Source organism: Streptomyces sp. NPDC053474, from assembly GCF_044544845.1.
Classification (GTDB): domain Bacteria; phylum Actinomycetota; class Actinomycetes; order Streptomycetales; family Streptomycetaceae; genus Streptomyces.
In genome coordinates this window covers 82,965-105,079 of the sequence record NZ_JBITXV010000001.1, presented here as the reverse complement: position 1 = coordinate 105,079, position 22,115 = coordinate 82,965, and the positions used below count along the sequence as shown (strand labels likewise).

Genomic DNA, 22,115 nt, shown 5'->3' with positions numbered 1-22,115 from the left:
ACCTGTGACTGCGATGCGACCGGCTCCCCGATTCCGAAGGTCCGCGCTGCTCGGCGCGGTGTGTGCGGGGCTCGTGGTGGGCGGTGCGGGGCTGACGGCGTGCGGCGGTGGCGGCCAGGACCCGGACCAGGGCACGAACGGCGTCGGCAAGCTCTCCGCGGCCAGGATCCAGAGCAAGGCCCGGCAGGCAGCCGAGGCGGCACCCGCCGTGCGCCTGTCCGGCAGCGTGGTCACCAAGGGCCACACGTACAAGCTCGACATGCGGCTCACGGCCAACGGCGGGACGGGCACGGTGACGTCCAAGGGCCAGACGTTCGAGCTGCTTCGCGTCGGCGAGAACCTCTTCCTGAAGGCGGACTCGGCCTTCTGGGCGCACGAGGGCGAGGGCGGCGGCTCCTCGGGCGCGGACAGCTCGGCGGCGGCCAAGCTCGACGGCAAGTACGTGAAGGTGCCCCAGGGCGACCCGGCCTACCGCAGGCTCAGCGGGTTCACCGACAAGGACGTGCTGCTCGACGGCACCCTCGCGCTGCACGGCACGCTGGCCAAGGGCGAGCGCGGCGGGTCCGGCACCAAGCGCTACATCAGGATCAGCGGCGACGAGGGAGCGGGCGGCACCCTGGAGGTGTCCCTCGACGGCAAGCCGTACCCGCTGACCCTGCGGCGCGCGGGCGGCGCGGGCACGCTGCGGCTCAGCGAGTGGAACCAGGCCGTGCCGCTGAAGGAGCCGGGCCTGAACGAGACGGTGGACTACGGCAAGCAGCTGCCCACGTCGTAGCCGCCGCTCAGCGGCGCTTCCCCCGCCTGCCCAGGAGCAGCTTGGGCAGCCCCTGCGGCATGGGCGCGCGGGTCGTCGCGGGCGTCGGCAGGGGCGGGGCCGCCAGCGAGCCCTCGGGCGCCTCCAGGTCCGCCTCGCGCGGCGTGAGGCGCAGCACGCGGCACTCGGCCGCCCAGCGTTCGACGACCCGCTCGCCGTCGGGGGCGTTCAGGCGCTTGCCCTTCAGCTCGGCGACCGCCGCCTCCCACTCCTCGGTGCGCGGCGCGAGCTCCGTGACCGTGGCCGTCCAGGACAGCAGGCGGCCGCCCTTGTCCTTGCTGCGCACGGTCACCTCGGCGGTGGTGCCGTCGGCGAGGTGCGGCAGGGGCTGCTCGCCGGGGCCGTCGCCCACGAGGTGCGCCGCGCCGTCGAGCCAGGCGTGCCACAGGACGCGGGCGGGACCCGCGCCGCGCACCCAGATCAGGCCGGACTTCTTGGTGGCCTCTTCGATCAGGGCGCGCCCGAACAGCGTGTCAGCGGTCATGACGGCAGCTTAGCCAGCGGCCCCGCGGCGGGGACCCGCGCTCACAGCCAGCCGTTGCGCTTCAGGGTGCGGTGGATGGTGTAGCAGACCGTGGCGATCAGGCCGAGCACCATCGGGTAGCCGTAGCGCCAGTGCAGTTCGGGCATGTGGTCGAAGTTCATGCCGTAGACGCCGCACACGGCCGTGGGGACGGCGATGATGGCCGCCCAGGACGTGATCTTGCGCATGTCCTCGTTCTGCGCGACGGCGGCCTGCGCGAGGTTGGCCTGGAGGATCGAGTTGAGCAGCTCGTCGAAGCCGAGCACCTGCTCCTGGACGCGGGCGAGGTGGTCGGCGACGTCGCGGAAGTACTTCTGGATGTCGGGGTCGACGAGCCGCATGGGGCGCTCGCTGAGCAGCTGCATCGGGCGCAGCAGCGGCTGCACGGCCCGCTTGAACTCCAGGACCTCGCGCTTGAGCTGGTAGATCCGCCCGGCGTCGACGCCGCGCGAGCCGCCCTTGCCGGTGGCCGCGAAGACCTCGTTCTCGACGTCGTCGATGTCGACCTGCATCGCGTCGGCGACCGCCAGATAGCCGTCGACGACGTGGTCGGCGATGGTGTGCAGGACCGCCGACGGGCCCTTGGCGAGCAGTTCGGGCTCGTCCTGGAGGCGGCGGCGCAGCGTGCGCAGCGAGCCGTGGCCGCCGTGCCGGACGGTGATGAAGAAGTCCCGGCCGGTGAAGCACATGACCTCGCCGGTCTCGACGACCTCGCTGGTGGCGGTCAGCTCGGCGTGCTCCACGTAGTGGATGGTCTTGAAGACCGTGAACAGCGTGTCGTCGTAGCGCTCCAGCTTGGGGCGCTGGTGGGCGTGGACGGCGTCCTCGACGGCCAGCGGGTGCAGCCCGAACTCGGCGGCGATGCCCGCGAATTCGGCCTCCGTCGGCTCGTGCAGGCCGATCCAGGCGAAGCCGCCGTCGCGGCGGACCTGGAGCATCGCCTCGTGCGGGGTGAGGGTCTCGTCGCAGGACACGCGGCGGCCGTCGCGGTAGACGGCGCAGTCGACGACGGCGGACGCGACGCGGGGGTCGCGGGTCGCGTCGTACGAGCTGTAGGTGCCGCTGTCCTTGCGCAGGGAGGGGCGGACCGCGGCGCGCAGGTCACGGATCATCGACATGGGCAGGCTCCTTCGACGAAAGGGCCGCCTGCGGCGGGTGGAACTGCCCGGAATGGGGACGTCCGGCTGTGCTGGGAGGCACGTCCACAAAGCGGGGAGCACCGCACCGTCGCGGAGGCAGCAACGCTACTGATGCAGATCAGGTGAAACGCGGTGCTCTTCCGTCGTGCGGGGCACAGGCCGGTCGGGGCCGAGGAGTTCGTGAAGTGCCGGGCGCACGGCCGCAGCGTCGTTGCTGCGGAAGGTCAGCGGGCGGAAGAGCGAGTGGTACTGCACGGTCGACTTCGATCCACTGCAGCCCCACCTCCTCCGGCCGGTCCCCCGTAGGGGAGTTCCCAGGCGCACGCGGGCGCCGTCCGTCGAGTTCGGGCCCGAGGGCCCTGAGGTCCGGGCTTGAGAGCGACGCTTCTGCGTGCCGCCCGGGCCAGCTGCCCACAGTATCAGCCGACCGGTGCGCCAAACCCCCACCTTTACCCATCACTGACGAGTTCTATGCTCACGGCATGGCTGATGTTCTTGCTCTGGTCGAGGCCCGGTTGCGCGACGGCCTGGGCGAACCGGACGCGCGCGCGGCGGTGACGTTCCTCGGTACGGACCGCGTCGAGGTGCTGCGCTTTCCGGCCGAAAGCGCGGGGGTGGTGCGGTACGCCACCCTCGGCATGTCCGCCCAGCCGATGGCCGACCCGACGGCCGTCCTCGCGGATCCCGTGAAGGGCCCGCGCGCGGAGCTGATCCTGTCCGTGCGGGGCGGCGTCGCCGACACCGACAAGGTGCTCAGGCCGCTGGCCGTGCTCGCCGCGTCCCCTCAGGTCGAAGGCGTCGTGGTGGCTCCGGGCAGCTCGCTGGACGTGGGCGAGCCGCTGTGGCCGGGCGCGCCCTTCACCTCGGTCCTCGTCGCCGAGCCCGGCGGCCTGGTGGCGGATCTGGAGCTGGACGAGCCGATGGAGCCCGTACGGTTCCTGCCGCTGCTCCCGATGACCCCGAACGAGGCGGCCTGGAAGCGGGTGCACGGCGCGCAGGCCCTCCAGGAGCGCTGGCTGAGCAAGGGCACGGACCTGCGCGATCCGCTGCGCGCGGGCGTCGCCCTGGACTGAGGGGGGGCTGGCGCCGGGCTGATGGGCCGGGCGTCCGGGCGGTGTGTGTCCAGGAGGGGCGTGCATCCGGGCCGGGCGTCCGTGCGGTGTGCGTCCAGGAGGGCGCGCACGTCCGTGCGGTGCGCGTCTACGCTCCCTCGCCCGGCGCACTCACTCTCCTGGGCCGTACGTCTCCCCGGCCCTGGACCATTGGCGCCCCGCCTCCACTGCCCTGCGCCTGCGCCGCCCCCGCACGAAGACGTACGCGGTCCCGCACGGCCGGGCCCCGCGCCCGGCGCTCCCGGCGCCCGCGCCGTGCGGTCGCACTCCGGACGGGTGATCGTCCTTGACGCGGCGTCCACCGGGGAGGACCGTGGGGCGCTATGAGGGGCGAACCCAGTTGCCCGAAGTGTGGTGGCCGGGTCAGGGCTCCCGGCCTCTTTGCCGACTCCTGGCAGTGTGACGTGCACGGCACCGTGCATCCGCTGCAGCCCGTGGTCCCGCCCAGCGTCGAGGCGCTCAGCGTCGTGGTGCACCGTGCGCAGGTGCCGGTGTGGATGCCTTGGCCGCTGCCCGTCGGCTGGCTCTTCACCGGGGTGGCCTGCGCGGGCGACGACCGCAGCGGCGGCCGGGCCACCGCCGTGGCCTGCTCGGGGCCAGCGCCGCTCGGCGGCGTCGGTGAACTCATCCTGGTCGCCGAGGAGTTGGGCGTCGGCCTCGGCGCGCGCTACGCGGGCATCGACGGCCCCGACCCCGGCCCCGCCATGAACATCGGCAAGCCGCCCGCCGCCAAGGTCCTCGCCACCGGGCGCCCGACGCCCATGTGGCACGTGTCGGGCACGCCGGAGGACCGCGCGGTGTTCGCGGGCGAGGCGTGCGGCCTGTGGCTGTGGGCGATCGCGTGGCCCGAGCAGTCGGGGCTCCTGATGTACGACGAGCTGGTGCTCACGGACCTGCGGGACGCGGGGGCGGAGGTCGAGCTGCTGCCCTGCGGGGCGCTGTCGCCGCGCCTCCTGACGCCGTAGGGGTGCCCTCGCGGGGCCCTCGAACGCGCGGAGCGCCGATGAGGGCGGGGGGCCAGGGGCGGCAGCCCCTGGTTCCGGTCAAGGGGCGGGACTGGGGGCCACCCGGCTTGGACCGTTACCCTTAAGCGTCCCCGTCCGTCCCGAAAAGCGTGGAGCCAGCACGTGCGCATCGACCTGCACACCCACTCCACCGCTTCCGACGGCACGGACACCCCGGCCGAGCTGGTGCGCAACGCCGCCGCCGCGGGGCTCGACGTCGTCGCCCTGACCGATCACGACAGCACGCGCGGCCACGCCGAGGCCATCGCCGCGCTGCCGCCCGGCCTGACCCTCGTCACCGGCGCCGAGCTGTCCTGCCGCCTCGACGGCGTGGGCCTGCACATGCTGGCGTACCTCTTCGACCCGGACGAGCCGGAGCTCGCGCGGGCGCGCGAGCTGGTGCGCGACGACCGGGTGCCGCGCGCGCGGGCCATGGTCCGCAAGCTCCAGGAGCTCGGCGTCCCCGTGACCTGGGAGCAGGTCGAGCGGATCGCGGGCGACGGCTCCGTGGGCCGCCCGCACGTCGCCGAGGCCCTCGTGGAGCTGGGCGTCGTCGCCAGCGTCTCGGACGCCTTCACGCCCGAGTGGCTCGCCGACGGCGGGCGCGCGTACGCCCAGAAGACCGAGCTCGACCCGTTCGAGGCGATCCGCCTGGTCAAGGCCGCGGGCGGCGTCACTGTCTTCGCCCACCCGGCCGCCGCCCAGCGCGGCAGGATCGTCCCGGAGTCCGCGATAGCCGAGCTGGCCGCGGCCGGGCTCGACGGCATCGAGGTCGACCACCCCGAGCAGCTGGCGTACGCCCCCGAGGCAGGCCCGCGCCTGCGCGGCCTCGCCGCCGACCTCGGCCTGCTCGTGACCGGCTCCAGTGACTACCACGGCAGCCGCAAGACCGTCTCGCTCGGTGAGTACACCACCGACCCCGAGATCTACGGCGAGATCACGCGCCGCGCCACCGGGGCCTTCCCGGTGCCGGGCGCGGGCGGAGAGCTGTCCGCCTAGCGGGCGCGTCCACCGTCCGCCACGCCTGTCCGGGGCCGCGGCCCCGCCGCGCCCGTGCGCGGCCGCCGCCCCACCTCCCTCACCTCGTACGACTCTCCGCAAGGCCATCACCGTGTTCGACGTCGCCGTTTTCGGCTCTCTCTTCCTCACCCTTTTTGTCATCATGGATCCCCCCGGGATCACGCCGATCTTCCTCGCCCTGACCGCGGGCCGTCCCGCCAAGGTGCAGAAGAAGATGGCCTTCCAGGCCGTCTGCGTGGCCTTCGGGGTCATCGCCGTGTTCGGCGTCATCGGCCAGCAGATCCTCGACTATCTGCACGTGTCGACGCAGGCCCTGATGATCGCGGGCGGCCTGCTCCTGCTGCTCGTCGCGCTCGACCTGCTCACCGGCAAGACCGACGAGCCCCAGCAGACCAAGGACGTGAACGTCGCCCTCGTCCCCCTTGGCATGCCGCTGCTCGCCGGGCCCGGCGCGATCGTCCAGGTGATCCTGGCCGTCCAGCACGCCAGCGGCATGGAGCAGGTCTCGGTCTGGGCGGCGATCCTCGCCATCCACGTGGTGCTGTTCCTGGCGATGCGCTTCTCGCTGCTGATCATCCGGGTCATCAAGGACGGCGGCGTCGTCCTGGTGACGCGCCTCGCGGGCATGATGCTGTCGGCGATCGCGGTGCAGCAGATCGTCAACGGCGTCACCCAGATCATCCGGGGCGGCTGACGCCCCGCGCGCACCGCGCACCCACGAACAGAGCCCTGTACGTCACCGGCGTGATCCGGTGTCGTACAGGGCTCTGGAGCGTGATGGGTGGGGACGTGCGGCGTTACGAGGCCGTGGTGTCGGCCGGGCGGATGTAGAGGCGCTGGCCGATGGCGGCCGCCTGCTGCACGATCCGGTTGACGGAGGCGGCGTCCACGACGGTGGTGTCCACAGCGGTGCCGTCGACGTCGTCGAGTCGCATGATTTCGAAGCGCATGGGGCTTCTCCCTTCGTCTGGTGATCCTCCTGAGGAGAACTGCGGTTACACACGGGTCCAACGAGTTTCCCGCGTCAAACATTCCCTACGCTAAGGAAATTTTTTGAGAGGCTAATGAACGTCGTGTTGCCGCCCCGTTTCGCGGCTGGTTGTGTTCGTTGCGTAACAAGCACTGGTTGTGCCCCCTGTGTGACGGACGCGACAATGTGTTCCGTATGGACACGGACGAGACCACCCACGAGACCGTCGAGGTCAACGCCCTGCTGGCGCGCGCCAACGGGCTCCTTGAGCGCATGCTCGCCGAGGTGGCGAAGACTCCGTCCACCCACGCGATCTTCGTCGACGCCGGATATCTGTATGCCGCGGCGGGACGCCTCGCCGTGGGCACCGAGGACCGGCGCGCCTTCGACCTGGACGCCGAGGGGCTCATCGACGCGCTCATCGACAAGGCGCGCACGATCTTCGCCGACAGCAGGCTGCTGCGCGTGTACTGGTACGACGGCGCCCGGCGGCGCATCCACACCAGTGAGCAGCAGTCCATCGCCGAGCTGCCCGACGTCAAGGTCAGGCTCGGCAACCTCAACGCCAACAACCAGCAGAAAGGCGTCGATTCGCTGATCCGCAGCGACCTGGAGTCGCTGGCCCGGCACCGGGCCATCAGCGACGCCGCGCTCATCGGCGGCGACGAGGACCTGGTGTCGGCCGTCGAGGCCGCGCAGGGGTACGGCGCCCGCGTCCACCTGTGGGGCATCGAGGCCCCCGACGGGCGCAACCAGGCGGAGCCGCTGCTGTGGGAGGTCGACAGCCAGCGCACCTTCGACGCCGACTTCTTCAAGCCGTACATCAGCCGCCGCTCCGCCCTGCCGTACGAGGGCCCGATGGCGGCCTCCCGGCCCTCCCGGGACGACGTGCGCTTCGTCGGCGCGCAGATCTCCGCGAAGTGGCTGTCGGCGCGGGGCCGCGAAGCCCTCGTGGGGCTGCTCCCCGGCCACCCCTATCTGCCCGGCTCGGTCGACCAGGAGCTCCTCGTCGAGGCGGAGCGGCTGCTCGACTACTCGCTGCGGGGCCAGTCCGACCTGCGGCGGGTGCTGCGGGACGGCTTCTGGGAGCACCTCCAGAAGTGCTACTGAGGCGCCGGACTCAGCGGGTCAGGTCCCAGAAGGAGACGAGGGCGGCGGCGGTCGCCTCGGGCCGGTCGGTGTTGGGGGAGTGGTCGGCGCCCGTGATGACCGTGCGGTGCGCGCCGAGGCGCCGGGCCATGTCGTCCAGGAGCGGCACCGGCCAGGTGTCGTCCCGCTCCCCGGACAGCACGTGCACGGGCAGCGCCAGGGCGGCGAGCTCGGTCACGCGGTCCGGCTCGACGCACAGCTGTCTGCCGGTGGCGATCAGCTGGGCCGGGTTGTTGCGCAGCCAGCGGGCGCGCAAGGCGTCGCTGTCCGCGCCGCCGTTCACCTCGGCGTCCTGTGGCGGGTCCATGGCCCGCATCGCCTCCCACACCGTGGCCATCGAGTGCGCCGCGAGGGCGTCCGTGAGCAGGGTGGCGCGGGTGCGCTGCGACGGCGCGATGCGGCCGGGGCCCGACGACATGAGCGTGAGCGAGGCGAAGGTGCCCGTGGGGGCGGCCAGCGCGGCCGTACGGGCGATCAGGCCGCCCAGGGAGTGCCCGAGGAGGTGCAGGGGGGTGCCGGGCGGGTCGTCGAGCGCGGCGGCCTGGGCGAGTGCGTCGCGGGCCAACTCGCTCAGGGAGTAGGCGGATTCGTCGTCCGGGCCTTCGGACTCGTACTGTCCGCGTCCGTCCACGGCCACCGCGCGGTAGCCCGCGTCGGCCAGCGGCCGGAGCAGCGCGATGAAGTCCTCCTTGCTGCCGGTGAACCCGGGCAGGAGCAACGCGGACCCCTTGACCTCGCCGGTCGGGCGGGCGGGCGCGGCATCCAGGACGGCGAAGTCCCCGCGCCCGGTCTCCAGCACCCGGGCCCGGGTGCCGGGGGGCGGGGTGAAGGTGGGGGGCCTACTCATGCGTCGTACGTTAACGGTTGCCCGCGACCGCGGCGCTGTGGGGGAGGACGGCAGAAAGCCCGCCGCGGGCGCGGCGGGCTTTCGCAGGGGTGACGGGCGGCTACTCCGCGGCGTCGGACGCCTTGCCCGCGCGGGTGCGGCGGCGACGGCGGGGCGTGCGCGGAGCCGACTCCTCCGCGGCGGCGGGCTCGGCGGCAGGGGCCTCGGCGGCCGGAGCCTCGGCGGCGGACACCGGGGCTCCCGCGCGGGTGCGGCGGCGCCGACGGGGCGTGCGCTCCGCGCGCTCGGCGGCGGGCTCCTCCGTGGCCGTGGCCGCGGTCCGGGTGCGGCCGCCACGCGACCGGCCCTTCGCGCCCCCACGGGCGGACGGCTCGCCGAGGTCCTCGATCTCCTCGGCGTCGAGGCCCGCCCGGGTGCGCTCGGCACGCGGCAGGACACCCTTGGTGCCGACGGGGATGTCCAGCTCCTCGTACAGGTGCGGGGAGCTGGAGTACGTCTCGACCGGGTCGTTGAAGTCCAGCTCAAGCGCCTTGTTGATCAGCTGCCAGCGCGGGATGTCGTCCCAGTCGACCAGCGTGATCGCGATGCCCTTGGCGCCCGCGCGGCCGGTGCGGCCGATGCGGTGCAGGTACGTCTTCTCGTCCTCGGGGGACTGGTAGTTGATGACGTGCGTGACGCCCTCGACGTCGATGCCGCGGGCGGCGACGTCGGTGCACACCAGCACGTCGACCTTGCCGTTGCGGAAGGCGCGCAGGGCCTGCTCGCGGGCGCCCTGGCCGAGGTCGCCGTGGACCGCGCCGGAGGCGAAGCCGCGCCGCTCCAGCTGCTCGGCGATGTCCGCGGCCGTCCGCTTCGTCCGGCAGAAGATCATGGCGAGGCCACGGCCCTCGGCCTGGAGGATGCGGGACACCATCTCGGGCTTGTCCATGGAGTGCGCGCGGTACACGTGCTGCGCGATGTTCGCCACGGTCGCGCCCTGGTCGTCCGGCGCGGTGGCGCGGATGTGCGTGGGCTGCGACATGTAGCGGCGGGCGAGGCCGATGACGGCGCCCGGCATGGTCGCGGAGAAGAGCATCGTCTGGCGCTTCACCGGCAGCAGGTTGATGATCTTCTCGACGTCGGGCAGGAAGCCCAGGTCGAGCATCTCGTCGGCCTCGTCGAGGACGAGGCACTTGACGTGCTTCAGGTCCAGCTTGCGCTGCCCCGCGAGGTCGAGCAGGCGGCCGGGGGTGCCGACGACCACGTCGACGCCCTTCTTCAGGGCCTCGACCTGCGGCTCGTAGGCACGGCCGCCGTATATGGCGAGGACGCGGACGTTGCGCGCCTTGCCGGCGGTCATGAGGTCGTTGGTGACCTGCGTGCACAGCTCGCGGGTGGGGACGACGACGAGCGCCTGCGGGGCCTGCGTCAGGTCGTCGGGCGTGCCGCGGCCCGCCTCGACGTCGGCGGGGACGACGACGCGCTCAAGGATCGGAAGGCCGAAGCCGAGCGTCTTGCCGGTGCCGGTCTTGGCCTGGCCGATGACGTCGGTGCCGGAGAGCGCGACGGGGAGCGTCATCTCCTGGATGGGGAAGGGGTTCACGATGCCGACGGCCTCAAGGGCCTCGGCTGTCTCGGGGAGGATCCCGAGATCCCGGAAAGTGGTAGTCAGGGCAGTGCCTCTTCTGTGAGACGCGGCGCGAGGCGAACGCTGGGGGTCGTGACCGTGTCGGGGACTACCGGCCGCCTGTGGAACGAACCGGGCGGGCCAGGTGGCACGGGACCACTGCCGACGCTCGAGCGCTCACACCGCTGAGGGTCCCTCCGCATGCCGTACGCACCATGCGTACGCCCTGGAGGGCTGTCTGGTCGGAGCCGATCGGGCCACCGACCGGGCATCCTCATTCATACGGCCCGTCGAATACTCGGCGGGCGCATTACCACTGTACCCCGGAATCTCGCATGAGTGTCCGGCGATGTGTGTCACCCGGCTCGCACCGGCGCTCCCGCGGGCCCGGCGCGCGCCCCCTCTGCGGCGGTACGTCGTTGTCGTCACAGTGGCTGACCAGGGCCTTACGCCACGCCGCCGCCGGGCTATTGTGCGGTTCATGGAGACGCCTGACAACGCAGCTCAGCCCGCGAAGGACGCAGCCGACACCGGGGCCGCCGCGGCCCCCACCGGGGTGGCCGCCCAGGACTGGGCGAAAGCTTCCGCCGACCCCCAGTACCGTGCCGCGGTCGTGGACCTGCTCGGCGCGCTCGCCTACGGAGAGCTCGCGGCGTTCGAGCGGCTCGCGGAGGACGCCAAGCTGGCGCCGACCCTTGCCGACAAGGCGGAGCTGGCGAAGATGGCGTCCGCCGAGTTCCACCACTTCGAGCAGTTGCGCGACCGGCTCGCCGCGGTCGGCGAGGAGCCGACCGGGGCCATGCAGCCCTTCGTCGCCGCGCTCGACGGCTTCCACCGGCAGACGGCGCCGTCCGACTGGCTGGAGGGCCTGGTCAAGGCGTACGTCGGCGACTCCATCGCCAGTGACTTCTACCGCGAGGTCGCGGCCCGGCTCGACGTCGACACGCGCGGGCTCGTCCTGGGCGTCCTCGACGACACCGGGCACGCGAGCTTCGCCGTGGAGAAGGTGCGCGCCGCGATCGACGCGGACCCGCGCGTCGGCGGGCGGCTCGCGCTGTGGGCGCGGCGGCTGATGGGGGAGGCGCTCTCGCAGTCGCAGCGCGTGGTGGCCGACCGGGACGCGCTCTCGACCATGCTGGTCGGGGGCGTCGCGGACGGCTTCGACCTCGCCGAGGTCGGGCGGATGTTCTCGCGGATCACCGAGGCGCACACCAAGCGGATGGCCGCGCTGGGCCTGGCGGCCTGAGTCCGGCTCCGGGCCCAGGCCGGGAGCCGAGCGGCCCGGATCCGCGTCCGGGCCGCGCGCGGCGGCCTACGCCGTGAGCTGCGGCCTACGCCGTGAGCTGCGGCCTACGCCGTGAGCTGGCGACGGCGCAGGCGGCGGTCAGGGCGGAGCAGCAGGGACAGCAGCGCGGCCGCGACGATCACGGCGCCCGCCAGCGTCATGGCCGAACGGCCGGGGCCGAGCGCCGTGTGCGCGATGAACGCGCCCATGAGCGCTCCGCCCGCGCCGGTCGCGAGGACGAGCGTGCGGGACGGCAGGCGGTGGCCGAGCCGGTGGGCCGTCGCCCAGGCGAGGGCCAGGCCGAGCAGCGCGGAGCCGAGAGCTTCCAGGATCACGATGGGGGTCCCTCCCTCGTGGTCGGGTGCGGTCGCGGACGACCGCGGACGGATCATGGGGGCAAAACGGTCCTAGCCGGTCCTACCCCCGGCCGTCGGAACGCAACCCTCCATCCCATCCATGTCCGGATCCCTCCAGCGCTTCCCGTACGCCGGGTGAACAGCGGGTGAACACACGAGAGCGGCCCGGTGGTCCGAACCACCGGGCCGCTCTCGTGCGCGCCGCCGCGGCGCGCGCCGTCCGCGTGCTACAGCGCGCCGAAGCCCACCTTGCGCTGGGTCGGCTCGCCGATCTCCACGTACGCGAGGCGGTCGGCGGGGACCAGGACCTTGCGGCCGTGGTCGTCCGTCAGGCTCAGCAGCGGGGCCTTGCCCGTCAGGGCCTCGGAGACCGCGCTCTCGACCTCCTCGGCGCTCTGACCGCTCTCCAGAACGATCTCGCGCGGCGCGTGCTGCACGCCGATCTTGACCTCCACGCTTTGTCCCTCCGACGGTCAGTGATGTGCGCGGCCGCCCGCGCCGTACCTGCACAGATTAGCCCGGTGAGGCGACGGTGACGGCTCCGGCCGCGCACGCCAGGAGCGAACACGCGCCGGGAAGAAGGACGGGCGGGGAGCGAAGGGCCTGTCGGCCCGCTCAGTGGCCCTCGGCGCCGTGCAGCGGGAAGCCCGCGATGCCGCGCCAGGCCAGCGAGGTGAGCAGCTGGACCGCCTTCTCGCGCGAGACGCCGCCGTCGCTGTGCAGCCAGGAGCGCGCGACGACCTGGGCGAGGCCGCCGAGCCCGGAGGCAAGGAGCATCGACTCGGCCTCGGGCAGGCCGGTGTCCTCCACGATGACCTCGCAGATCGCCTCCGCGCACTGGAGCGTCACCTTGTCGACGCGCTCGCGGACCGCGGGCTCGTTGGTGAGGTCCGACTCGAAGACGAGCCGGAAGGCGCCGCCGTCGTCCTCCACGTACCCGAAGTAGGCGTCCATCGTCGCCGCGACGCGCTGCTTGTTGTCGGTCGTCGAGGCCAGGGCCGCGCGCACCGCCTGCAGCAGGTTGTCGCAGTGCTGGTCGAGCAGGGCCAGGTAGAGGTCGAGCTTGCCGGGGAAGTGCTGGTAGAGCACCGGCTTGCTGACACCTGCCCGCTCGGCGATGTCGTCCATCGCCGCCGAGTGGTACCCCTGGGCGACGAAGACCTCCTGGGCCGCGCCGAGGAGTTGGTTGCGTCGGGCACGGCGCGGCAGGCGAGTGCCCCGCGGGCGTGCCGCCTCTGTCTGCTCGATGGCTGTCACGCCGCCTCCCAGAATCGTCCTTAGTTGCGGTGTGCGCCGCGCCGCCATCGTACTTTTCGGTAACTGCGATGTGCGCGGTGCGAGCGCAGAATTTCACGGACCGGGCACCCATGGAAGCGGTGCGTAGCAGGGCAAACACGGGCAGCTGCGCGAGCGCGCGCCCCCGCTCAGCGGTAGTCGTCCTCGTCCAGGTCGACCACGCGGGCCTGCTCGGCGACGTCGGCCACGTTGGCGGCGCCGGGGTCGACGTCCTCCAGGGAGCCGTCGTGCTGCGGTGCCAGGTCGGTGTGCTGCTCGGCGGCGTCGGCCTCGGGCGTCTCCTCGTCGTAGCCGTCCGTGGCCTCCTCGGTCTGGAACGTCTCCGGGTCGCTGGGGTCAACGGTCATGATGGGGACTCCTCGGATCTCTGGCCGGTGTCGTCGGCGTCTTCGGTGCCTTCGGCGTCTGCGGTGTCTCTCGGTGGCTCTCGTATGTCTATGGCGTCCCGGGGGCTCGGGGTCTTCGGGTTGTTCCGGTTCGTCTCAGGTGTGGTCTTCCCGGCGCCGTCGGTTTCCTCCGTACGAGACGTTCCGGGGTGCGAGTGCCCTGTTCGCGGGCCTCTTCCCGGCGGGTTCCCCATGTCCCCAGGGAACACCCGATCGGGGCGCCCCGCGATCTCTCGCCCGGTCCCGCGTGATCTGTTACGCGATCCAAACGGCACCTGTGACCCCGAACACGCGATCCAACGCGTGATCGTCTCGTAACATTGCCCGCATGTCTTCGACCGAGTTGCCGGACGTGCTGGCCGCCACCGTCGCCCCCAAGCCGGGCGCCGTCGGTGTCGCGGAGGGCGAGCGCATGGACTCGGTCACGCTGCCCGGCCTGACGCTCTCGGTGCGCCGCCGGGCCGCGGCGGACACGGATCTGCCGCCCGCGCTGTACGTGCACGGGCTCGGCGGCTCCTCGCAGAACTGGTCGGCCCTGATGCCGCTGCTCCAGGACGTCGTGGACGGCGAGGCCCTCGACCTGCCGGGCTTCGGCGACTCGCCGCCCCCGGACGACGGGGACTACTCGGTCACCGGGCACGCCCGCGCGGTCATCCGCTATCTGGACGCCCGCAGCCGCGGCCCCGTCCACCTGGTGGGCAACTCCCTGGGCGGCGCCGTCACCACCCGCGTCGCCGCGGTCCGCCCCGACCTCGTGCGCACCCTCACCCTGGTCTCGCCCGCCCTGCCCGAGCTGCGGGTGCAGCGCACCGCCGTGCCCACGGGCCTGCTCGCGCTGCCCGGGGTGGCGGGCCTGTTCACCCGGCTGACCAAGGAGTGGACACCGGCGCAGCGGGTGCGCAGCGTCATGGGGCTCTGCTACGGCGATCCGGCCAAGGTCTCGCCGGAGGCCTTCGCGGCGGCCGTGCGCGAAATGGAGCGACGGCTCGCGCACCCCTACTTCTGGGACGCCATGGCCCGCTCGGCCCGCGGCATCGTGAACGCGTACACGCTCGGCGGCCAGCACGGCCTGTGGCGGCAGGCCGAGCGGGTGCTCGCGCCGACGCTGCTCGTGTACGGGGGCCGGGACCGGCTCGTGTCGTACCGCATGGCGCGCCGGGCCGCGGCGGCCTTCGGCGGCTCGCGGCTGCTCACGCTGCCCGACGCCGGGCACGTGGCGATGATGGAGTTTCCGGACGCGGTGGCCACCGCGATCCGTGAACTCGTAGCTGATGCCGGTGAGTTGAGGGATCCTCGTGAGGTGCGCAAGGGTGGCGGCGTGACCGACGACCGCCGCGAGCCGGGTACTTCGGGTACGAGGAGCTGACACGCCGCGTGGGACGTCATAGCCGCCGGACCCCGGCCGACACAACAGACACCAGCAGCACCCCTGGCATACCCGAGTCCCAGGCCGCCGAGCCCGGGACCGGCAGCGGCCGCCGCCGACGCGGCGACACCCCCGCGCACGGGACGCCCCAGGTGACGCCGCCGCACGGCACGCCCAGGGCCACCGGGCCCGGTGGCGTCCCGCACGTGCGCGGCGGGCACCCCGAGCAGCGCGAACCCGGGGGCGGCTGGGGCCCGGTCGGCGGCGCCGCGCCGCAGGCCAGGACCGGTGCGCCGCGGTCGCGGCGGGTGCCGGGGCCGAGACGGGAGGACGTCGCGGCCTTCGACGCCCTCGGTGCCCCGGACGGCTTCGAGGGCGCGGACGTGTTGGCGGCGGGCGCCACGCCCGTGCGGCGCCCCGCGCCCCGCGACCCGCACGCGTCCGTGACCACCTGGGAGGCCGACGCCGGTGACGACGGCGACGGCACCGGCGGCTCCCCGGGGGCCGCGGCCGACGGCGGGACACCCTCGGGCGGGCGGCTCAGCAGCCGCACCGTCATCGGTGCCGCTGCCGCGACCGTGACCCTGGCCCTCGCCATCGTCGTGGCCGCCCAGGTCACCGACGACGGCAAGGGCTCGGGCTCCGACACGCGGGCCGCCGACCGCGGCGCGGGCGACGAGCGGGACGCCCGCGGCTCCGCGTCGCGCTCGGACAACCGGCCCGCGCCGACGGACTCCGCGACCCCGGAGTCGTACGACACGAAGATGGGCAAGAAGTACCCGCTGGACGCGAAGCTCGCCGCTTCGGGGCAGTTCGCGGCGATGCCCGGGTTCGACAAGGCGCCCGGCAAGGGGCAGAAGTTCCGGTACCGCGTCGACGTCGAGAAGGGCATGGGCCTGGACGGCGCCCTGTTCGCGCAGGCCGTGCAGAAGACCCTGAACGACAGCCGGAGCTGGGCCCACGGCGGGGCCCGCACCTTCGAGCGGATCTCCTCCGGGAGGCCGGACTTCGTCATCACCCTGGCGAGCCCGGTGACCACCGCGAAGTGGTGTGCGAAGTCCGGTCTCGAAACGCTCCAGCAGAACGTGTCCTGCGACTCGGCGTCCACCGACCGCATCATGATCAACGCCTATCGGTGGGCCCAGGGTGCCAAGACCTACGGCGACCGCATCCACCCCTACCGGCAGATGCTGATCAACCACGAGGTCGGCCACCGGCTCGGCCACGGTCACGTGGACTGCCAGCGCGACGGCGAACTCGCGCCCGTCATGCAGCAGCAGACCAAGTTCCTCGACCACGACGGGATCCACTGCAAGCCCAACCCCTGGGTGTTTCCCAAGGGCTGAGACGTTCTGGCTCGACAGGTGAGACATCGCGTTGACATTCCGCGCGGCATCGTCCATATTTCTCCGCATGTCGACCCGTCACGCCTCCCCGAGCGCCGCCCTTGAGCTGGCGCTGTTCGGCGTGACCGCGCTCTGCGTGGCCGATATTCACTGTCGCTGACGCCCGCCCCCGGCGAGTGCGTCGCGCTTTCTTCCTCCTTCACCGCGTTCCGTGCCCCTGTGGGGCGCGCTCCGTACGCGGCCCACGATGTGGTCAGGTGTCCGCATCCTGGACAGACGGTTCTGGACGTACGTGCCCCGGGGCGGGCTCCCGCGCTTTCCTCCGCTCCCCTTCATCTCCTCAGCTTTCCGAGAGGCACTCCGATGCGTCTGCGTCGTCAGAAGTCCGTCATATCCCGCCGCGTGGCAGCGGCATCCGCCACCCTGGTCGTCCTGGCCGTCGGCGCCGCCGCCTGCGGGCCCGAGGACGGCAACGACGCCGGAGGCGACGGCAAGGCCAAGAAGGGCGGCACGCTCACCGTCCTCAACCGCGAGCCCCAGAAGACCTTCGACCCGGCCCGCCTCTACACCTCCGGCGGCGGCAACGTGCCCAGCCTGGTCTTCCGCACCCTGACCACGCGCAACCGCGAGGACGGCGCCGAGGGCGCGAAGGTCGTCCCCGACCTCGCCGAGAGCCTCGGCAAGCCGAGCAAGAACGCCACGGTGTGGACGTACACCCTGAAGAAGGGCCTCAAGTTCGAGGACGGCACGCCGATCACGACCAAGGACATCAAGTACGGCATCGAGCGCTCCTTCGCGGCCGAGCTGTCCGGCGGCGCGCCCTTCCTGCGCGACTGGCTCATCGGCGGCGCCTCGTACGAGGGCCCGTACAAGGACAAGAAGGGCCTCGACTCGGTCGAGACGCCGGACGAGCGCACGATCGTCTTCCACCTGAACAAGCCCGTCGGCGATTTCGACTACGTGGCCACGCAGACGTCGTTCGCGCCCGTGCCGAAGGCCAAGGACAAGGGCACCAAGTACGAGGAGCACCCGATCTCCTCGGGCCCGTACAAGGTCGTCAAGAACACCAACGGCGGCGAGCGGCTCCAGCTGGAGCGCAACCCGCACTGGTCGGCGAAGACCGACGCCGAGCGCAAGGCCTACCCGGACACCATCGACGTCCGCTCCGGCTTCAACTCCTCCGTCATCAACCAGCGCCTCTCCGCGAGCCAGGGCGCCGACGCCGCCGCGGTCACCACCGACACCAACCTCGGCCCGGCCGAGCTCGCCAAGGTCACCGGCGACAAGAAGCTCGCCTCGCAGGTCGGCACCGGCCACTTCGGCTACACCAACTACCTGGCCTTCAACCCGAAGAAGAAGCCCTTCGACAACCCGAAGGTCCGCCAGGCCGTCGCCTACGCCGTCGACCGCTCCTCGGTCATCAACGCCGCGGGCGGCTCCTCCCTCGCCGAGCCCGCGACGACCTTCCTGCCCAACCAGGAGTCCTTCGGCTACCAGAAGTTCGACCACTTCCCGGCGGGCGCGAGCGGCAACCCGAAGAAGGCCAAGGAGCTCCTGAAGGAGGCCGGCTACAAGGACGGCCTGACCATCACGCTCACGCATTCCAACAGCAAGAACTTCGAGACCAGCCCGGAGATCGCCACCGCCCTCCAGGACTCCCTGAAGAAGGCGGGCATCACCGTCAAGCTCCAGGGCCTGGAGGACAACGACTACGAGGACAAGGTCCACGACGCCAAGGACGAGCCGGGCCTCTTCCTCGCCCACTGGGGTGCCGACTGGCCCTCCGGCGGCCCGTTCCTGTCGCCGATCTTCGACGGCCGCCAGATCGTCAAGGATGGATACAACTTCAACTCCAGCTTCCTCAATGACAAGTCGGTCAATGCCGAGATTGACTCGATCAACAAGTTGACCGATCACGACGAGGCCGCCAAGAGGTGGGGCGCTCTTGACAAGAAGATCGGTGAGAAGGCCGTCAACGTGCCGCTGTTCCACCCGGTCTACAAGCGCCTGTACGGCAAGGACATCAAGAACGTCGTGATCAGCGACTGGACGGGCGTCCTCGACATCTCCCAGGTCGCGGTCAAGTAGGGCCCGTCGGTAGATCTGTCATGAGTGAGGCCCTGTTGGCCTCGGAGAGCGGGGGAGCGGACGCCGCCACGGCGTCCGCTCCCGGCTCCTCCGGAGCCCGTCAGTTCTGGCGGCGGCTGCGCACGCGGCGCGCCGCCCTCGTCGCGGGCGCGATCGTCGCCCTGCTCGTCCTGGTCGCGCTCGCCGCGCCCCTGCTCACCGCCCTGGAGGGCCAGGACCCCACCACGTACCACCCGGAGCTCATCGACTCCGCGCGCGGCGGCGTGCCCGTCGGCTCCTTCGGCGGCATGAGCGCCGAGCACTGGCTCGGCGTCGAGCCGCAGACCGGCCGCGACCTGTTCGCCCGCCTGGTGTACGGGGCCCGGGTGTCCCTCGGCGTCGCGCTGATCGCGACCCTGCTCCAGGTCACGCTCGGCATCGCCGTCGGGCTCGCCAGCGGGCTCGGCAACCGCTGGGTCGACCTCGCGCTCAGCCGCGCCACCGACGTCATGGTGGCGCTGCCCCTGATGGTCCTCGCGCTCGGCCTCCTCGCCGTCGTGCCCTCCAGCTTCCCGCGGCCCGTGCTCGTCGCGCTCGTCGTCGGCGTGGTCGGCTGGGGCGGCATGGCGAAGATCGTGCGCGCCCAGACCGTCTCGCTCAAGGAGCTCGACCACGTCGCCGCGGCCCGCCTCAGCGGCTGGGGCGGGGTGCGCATCGCCCGCCGCGAGCTGCTGCCCGCGCTCGCCGCGCCCGTCATCACGTACTCCGCGCTGCTCGTCCCCACCAACATCACCGTGGAGGCGGCCCTCTCCTTCCTCGGCGTCGGGGTCAAGCCGCCCACCGCGTCCTGGGGCCAGATGCTCACCTCCGCCGACGTCTGGTACGAGGCGGCACCGCAGTACCTGCTGCTGCCCGCGGGCGTCCTGTTCGTGACCGTGTTCGCCCTGACCGTCCTCGGCGACGGCGTGCGCACGGCCCTCGACCCGCGCGCGGCCTCACGGCTGCGGGTGGGCGCGAAGCGGGCCAAGAAGGAGGCGCGGTCGTGAGCCTGGGCTCCGGATTCACCGGCTTCATGGTGCGGCGCGCCCTCGGCGCCGTCGTCACGCTCTTCGCCCTGTCCGTCGTCATCTACGCCGTCTTCTACGTCGCCCCCGGCGACGTCGCGCAGATCACCTGCGGCCCGCGCTGCTCGCCCGCCCAGGTCCAGCAGGTCTCCGAGCAGCTCAAGCTCGACGACCCGATGTACGCGCGGTACTTCGAGTTCCTGCGCTCCCTCTTCGTCGGCCACGACTACTCCACCGGCACCGGCGTGCTGCACTGCGACGCGCCCTGCCTCGGCCTGTCGTACCAGACCGACCAGCAGGTCACCGATCTGATCCTGAACAAGGTGCCGGTCACCGGCTCGCTCGCGCTCGGCGCGATGGTCCTGTGGCTGATCCTCGGCGTCGGCACCGGCGTCCTGTCGGCGTGGCGGCGCGGCCGCCCCACCGAGCGGATCCTGACCGCCGTCACGCTCGCGGGCACCGCGACCCCCGTGTTCGTCATCGGCCTCCTCCTGATGGTCCTGGTCTGCGGCCAGCTCCAATGGCTGCCGTTCCCGCAGTACGTGCCCCTCACCGAGGACCCGCAGCAGTGGGCGTGGAACCTGCTCCTGCCCTGGGTGTCGCTCGCCCTCATCGAGTCCGCCAAGTACGCGCGCCTGACCCGGTCCGCGATGCTGGAGACGCTCGCCGAGGACCATGTGCGCACCTTCCGCGCGTACGGGATCAGCGAGCGCGCCCTCGTCGGGCGGCACGCCCTGCGCGGCGCCCTCGCGCCCGTGATCGCGCTGACCGCCAACGACTTCGGGACCATGTTCGGCGGCGCCCTGCTCACCGAGACGCTGTTCGGCCTGCCCGGGCTCGGCCGCGAACTCGTGCAGGCCGTCCGGGTCGTCGACCTGCCGGTGGTCGTCGGCATGGTCCTCGTCACCGGCTTCTTCGTGGTCCTCGCCAACGCCGTCGCGGACGTGCTGTACGCGGTGGCCGACCGACGGGTGGTGCTCGCATGAGCCTCGACGACCAGCTCGTACACGTGGACGGCCTGAGCGTCGGCTTCGGCGGCGTACGCGCCGTGGACGACGTCTCCTTCACGCTGGCGCGCGGCGCCGCCCTCGCCCTCGTCGGCGAGTCCGGCTCCGGCAAGTCCACCGTCGCCTCCGCGCTGCTCGGCCTGCACCGGGACACCGGGGCACGGGTCAGCGGCGCCGTGCGCGTCGGCGGCGTCGACGTCACCGCGGCCGGTGACCGCGAACTGCGGCGGCTGCGCGGCGGGGTCGCCGCGATGGTCTTCCAGGACCCGCTGTCCTCGCTCGACCCGTACTACGCGGTCGGCGACCAGATCGCCGAGGTGTACCGCGCCCACTCCGGGGCCTCGCGCCGCGCGGCACGCGCGCGTGCCGTCGACGTCCTCGGCCGCGTCGGCATCGCCGACGCCGCGCGCCGGGCGCGCTCGCGCCCGCACGAGTTCAGCGGCGGCATGCGCCAGCGCACCCTGATCGCCATGGCCCTGGCCTGCGAGCCCGAGCTGCTCATCGCCGACGAGCCGACCACCGCCCTCGACGTGACGGTGCAGGCACAGATCCTCGACCTGCTGCACGAGCTGCGCGCCGAGACCGGCATGGGCCTGCTCCTGGTCACCCACGACGTGGGCGTGGCCGCCGAGAGCGTGGACGACGTGCTCGTCATGCGGCACGGGCGCGTCGTGGAGCGCGGCGGCGTCACCGACGTCCTCGCCGCGCCCCGGCAGGAGTACACCCAGCAGCTCCTGAGCGCCGTGCCGCGCGTCGACTCCGTACGGGAGACGCGCTCCGGCGGCCTCGGTGACGTCGTCGTCGAGGCCCAGGGGCTGCGGCGCGCGTTCGGGCGCGGCAAGGGCGCCTTCGTCGCCGTCGACGACGTGTCGCTGACCGTGCGGCGCGGCGAGACCCTCGGCGTCGTCGGCGAGAGCGGCAGCGGCAAGACCACGCTTGGCAGGATGCTCGTGGGGCTCCTGGAGCCCACCTCGGGACGGCTGAGCTTCGGCGGCGTCGAGAAGCAGGGCGCGGGCCCCGTGCCGGGCGTGCAGATGGTCTTCCAGGACCCCGTCTCCTCGCTCAACCCGCGCCGCTCGGTGGGCGAGTCCGTCGCCGATCCGCTGCGCGCGCGGGGCGACCGCGACGAGGTGGCGATCCGCGCCCGCGTACGGGACCTGATGGAGCGCGTCGGCCTCGACCCGGCGCACTACGACCGCTACCCGCACGAGTTCAGCGGCGGCCAGCGCCAGCGCGTCGGCATCGCGCGGGCGCTCGCCGCCGAGCCCCGGCTCATCGTCTGCGACGAGCCGGTCTCGGCGCTCGACGTGACCACGCAGGCCCAGGTCACCGCGCTGCTCGCGGAGCTCCAGCGGGAGCTGGGGCTCGCCCTCGTCTTCGTCGCGCACGACCTCGCGGTGGTGCGCCAGGTCAGCGACCGGGTCGCGGTGATGCGGCGCGGCCGCATCGTCGAGTACGGCTCCGTGGACGAGGTCTACGACGCGCCCCGGGACCCGTACACGAAGGACCTGCTCGCGGCCGTGCCCGCCCTGGACCCGGCGCTCGCCGCCGAACGCCGCGCGGCCCGCGTCGCCCGGTCAGGACCGGCTCCGGAGGAATTGGCCGTGGCATGACTCCGCGTGAGCGAGCAGGGCCCCACGAGCCCCGCATGACGCCTTTCGTCGCCCTATGAGGCTTCTATAGCGCGACGGAACGCTACCGGCGCGGGAAAGTCACTGCTCTTCACCCCTTTTGGTGGCGCGATGGACAACCGTCCGT

22 protein-coding genes and 1 pseudogene are annotated in these 22,115 nt (G+C 72.6%); 14 read left to right on the top strand and 9 right to left on the bottom strand.

Annotated features, from left to right (window positions below; genetic code table 11):
- The first annotated feature begins 13 nt into the window (after positions 1-13).
- Complete coding sequence (locus tag ACIG3E_RS00465; protein WP_399609511.1) at positions 14-775, top strand: hypothetical protein; 762 nt, start codon at positions 14-16, stop codon at positions 773-775.
- A 7-nt stretch (positions 776-782) separates the two neighbouring features.
- Here ACIG3E_RS00465 and ACIG3E_RS00460 read toward each other — a convergent pair whose 3' ends face one another.
- Both ACIG3E_RS00460 and ACIG3E_RS00455 read right to left on the bottom strand, forming a co-directional pair.
- Positions 783-1,298, bottom strand: a complete 516-nt coding sequence (locus ACIG3E_RS00460) for a hypothetical protein (protein ID WP_399609509.1) — start codon at positions 1,296-1,298, stop codon at positions 783-785.
- Positions 1,299-1,339: 41 nt separating this feature from the next.
- On the bottom strand, positions 1,340-2,455 hold the full coding sequence (locus tag ACIG3E_RS00455) for a magnesium and cobalt transport protein CorA (RefSeq protein ID WP_399609507.1): 1,116 nt from the start codon (positions 2,453-2,455) through the stop codon (positions 1,340-1,342).
- Positions 2,456-2,958: 503 nt separating this feature from the next.
- Between ACIG3E_RS00455 and ACIG3E_RS00450 the strand changes: the two genes are divergently transcribed.
- The 4 genes from ACIG3E_RS00450 to ACIG3E_RS00435 all read left to right on the top strand — a co-directional run bounded on the left by ACIG3E_RS00450 (position 2,959) and on the right by ACIG3E_RS00435 (position 6,306).
- On the top strand, positions 2,959-3,549 hold the full coding sequence (locus ACIG3E_RS00450; protein WP_399609505.1) for a suppressor of fused domain protein: 591 nt from the start codon (positions 2,959-2,961) through the stop codon (positions 3,547-3,549).
- 362 nt (positions 3,550-3,911) lie between these two features.
- Positions 3,912-4,553 (top strand): DUF6758 family protein, encoded by a 642-nt coding sequence (locus ACIG3E_RS00445; RefSeq protein ID WP_399609503.1) that lies wholly within the window; start codon positions 3,912-3,914, stop codon positions 4,551-4,553.
- A 162-nt stretch (positions 4,554-4,715) separates the two neighbouring features.
- Entirely contained in the window at positions 4,716-5,591 is an 876-nt protein-coding gene (locus tag ACIG3E_RS00440) for a PHP domain-containing protein (RefSeq protein ID WP_399609501.1), read from the top strand.
- Positions 5,592-5,703: 112 nt separating this feature from the next.
- Positions 5,704-6,306, top strand: a complete 603-nt coding sequence (locus ACIG3E_RS00435) for a MarC family protein (RefSeq protein ID WP_399609499.1) — start codon at positions 5,704-5,706, stop codon at positions 6,304-6,306.
- A gap of 103 nt (positions 6,307-6,409) precedes the next feature.
- Here ACIG3E_RS00435 and ACIG3E_RS00430 read toward each other — a convergent pair whose 3' ends face one another.
- On the bottom strand, positions 6,410-6,562 hold the full coding sequence (locus ACIG3E_RS00430; protein ID WP_138961645.1) for a hypothetical protein: 153 nt from the start codon (positions 6,560-6,562) through the stop codon (positions 6,410-6,412).
- Positions 6,563-6,777: 215 nt separating this feature from the next.
- Here ACIG3E_RS00430 and ACIG3E_RS00425 point away from each other — a divergent pair, with 215 nt between their 5' ends.
- Positions 6,778-7,692, top strand: coding sequence for an NYN domain-containing protein (locus tag ACIG3E_RS00425; protein WP_242722475.1), 915 nt, complete (start codon positions 6,778-6,780; stop codon positions 7,690-7,692).
- Positions 7,693-7,702: 10 nt separating this feature from the next.
- Here the strand turns inward: ACIG3E_RS00425 and ACIG3E_RS00420 are convergent, their stop codons facing one another.
- Both ACIG3E_RS00420 and ACIG3E_RS00415 read right to left on the bottom strand, forming a co-directional pair.
- The gene (locus tag ACIG3E_RS00420) at positions 7,703-8,578 is read right to left on the bottom strand and encodes an alpha/beta fold hydrolase (RefSeq protein WP_399609496.1); all 876 of its coding nucleotides are present in this window, start codon (positions 8,576-8,578) and stop codon (positions 7,703-7,705) included.
- A 109-nt stretch (positions 8,579-8,687) separates the two neighbouring features.
- Positions 8,688-10,229 (bottom strand): annotated as a pseudogene (locus ACIG3E_RS00415) (DEAD/DEAH box helicase); the annotation flags it as partial.
- A 436-nt stretch (positions 10,230-10,665) separates the two neighbouring features.
- Here ACIG3E_RS00415 and ACIG3E_RS00410 point away from each other — a divergent pair.
- Positions 10,666-11,430 (top strand): ferritin-like fold-containing protein, encoded by a 765-nt coding sequence (locus ACIG3E_RS00410; protein WP_399609494.1) that lies wholly within the window; start codon positions 10,666-10,668, stop codon positions 11,428-11,430.
- A gap of 104 nt (positions 11,431-11,534) precedes the next feature.
- Here the strand turns inward: ACIG3E_RS00410 and ACIG3E_RS00405 are convergent, their stop codons facing one another.
- The 4 genes from ACIG3E_RS00405 to ACIG3E_RS00390 all read right to left on the bottom strand — a co-directional run bounded on the left by ACIG3E_RS00405 (position 11,535) and on the right by ACIG3E_RS00390 (position 13,468).
- Positions 11,535-11,804 (bottom strand): hypothetical protein, encoded by a 270-nt coding sequence (locus ACIG3E_RS00405; RefSeq protein ID WP_399609492.1) that lies wholly within the window; start codon positions 11,802-11,804, stop codon positions 11,535-11,537.
- A 248-nt stretch (positions 11,805-12,052) separates the two neighbouring features.
- On the bottom strand, positions 12,053-12,280 hold the full coding sequence (locus ACIG3E_RS00400; protein WP_399609490.1) for a DUF3107 domain-containing protein: 228 nt from the start codon (positions 12,278-12,280) through the stop codon (positions 12,053-12,055).
- A 160-nt stretch (positions 12,281-12,440) separates the two neighbouring features.
- A complete protein-coding gene (locus ACIG3E_RS00395) occupies positions 12,441-13,082 on the bottom strand; it encodes a TetR/AcrR family transcriptional regulator (RefSeq protein WP_138961649.1) in 642 nt (213 codons plus the stop codon).
- Positions 13,083-13,249: 167 nt separating this feature from the next.
- Positions 13,250-13,468, bottom strand: coding sequence for a hypothetical protein (locus ACIG3E_RS00390; protein WP_399609488.1), 219 nt, complete (start codon positions 13,466-13,468; stop codon positions 13,250-13,252).
- 367 nt (positions 13,469-13,835) lie between these two features.
- Here ACIG3E_RS00390 and ACIG3E_RS00385 point away from each other — a divergent pair, with 367 nt between their 5' ends.
- The 7 genes from ACIG3E_RS00385 (at position 13,836) to ACIG3E_RS00355 (ending at position 21,970) form a co-directional block, all read left to right on the top strand.
- Entirely contained in the window at positions 13,836-14,873 is a 1,038-nt protein-coding gene (locus tag ACIG3E_RS00385) for an alpha/beta fold hydrolase (RefSeq protein WP_399609486.1), read from the top strand.
- Positions 14,874-14,881: 8 nt separating this feature from the next.
- Entirely contained in the window at positions 14,882-16,219 is a 1,338-nt protein-coding gene (locus tag ACIG3E_RS00380; protein WP_399609484.1) for a DUF3152 domain-containing protein, read from the top strand.
- 67 nt (positions 16,220-16,286) lie between these two features.
- The gene (locus tag ACIG3E_RS00375) at positions 16,287-16,379 is read left to right on the top strand and encodes an Ms4533A family Cys-rich leader peptide (protein WP_311775232.1); all 93 of its coding nucleotides are present in this window, start codon (positions 16,287-16,289) and stop codon (positions 16,377-16,379) included.
- Between the two features lie 203 nt (positions 16,380-16,582).
- Positions 16,583-18,307: an ABC transporter substrate-binding protein gene (locus tag ACIG3E_RS00370; RefSeq protein ID WP_399609482.1), complete on the top strand. Its 1,725-nt coding sequence runs from the start codon at positions 16,583-16,585 to the stop codon at positions 18,305-18,307.
- A 20-nt stretch (positions 18,308-18,327) separates the two neighbouring features.
- The gene (locus tag ACIG3E_RS00365) at positions 18,328-19,332 is read left to right on the top strand and encodes an ABC transporter permease (RefSeq protein ID WP_399609480.1); all 1,005 of its coding nucleotides are present in this window, start codon (positions 18,328-18,330) and stop codon (positions 19,330-19,332) included.
- Positions 19,333-19,358: 26 nt separating this feature from the next.
- Positions 19,359-20,336 carry an ABC transporter permease gene (locus ACIG3E_RS00360; RefSeq protein WP_399610714.1) on the top strand — a complete coding sequence of 326 codons (978 nt, stop codon included), beginning with the start codon at positions 19,359-19,361 and terminating at the stop codon, positions 20,334-20,336.
- Positions 20,333-21,970: a dipeptide ABC transporter ATP-binding protein gene (locus tag ACIG3E_RS00355; protein ID WP_399609478.1), complete on the top strand. Its 1,638-nt coding sequence runs from the start codon at positions 20,333-20,335 to the stop codon at positions 21,968-21,970. Before ACIG3E_RS00360 ends, ACIG3E_RS00355 begins: the two co-directional genes overlap by 4 nt.
- The last annotated feature ends 145 nt before the right edge of the window (positions 21,971-22,115 follow it).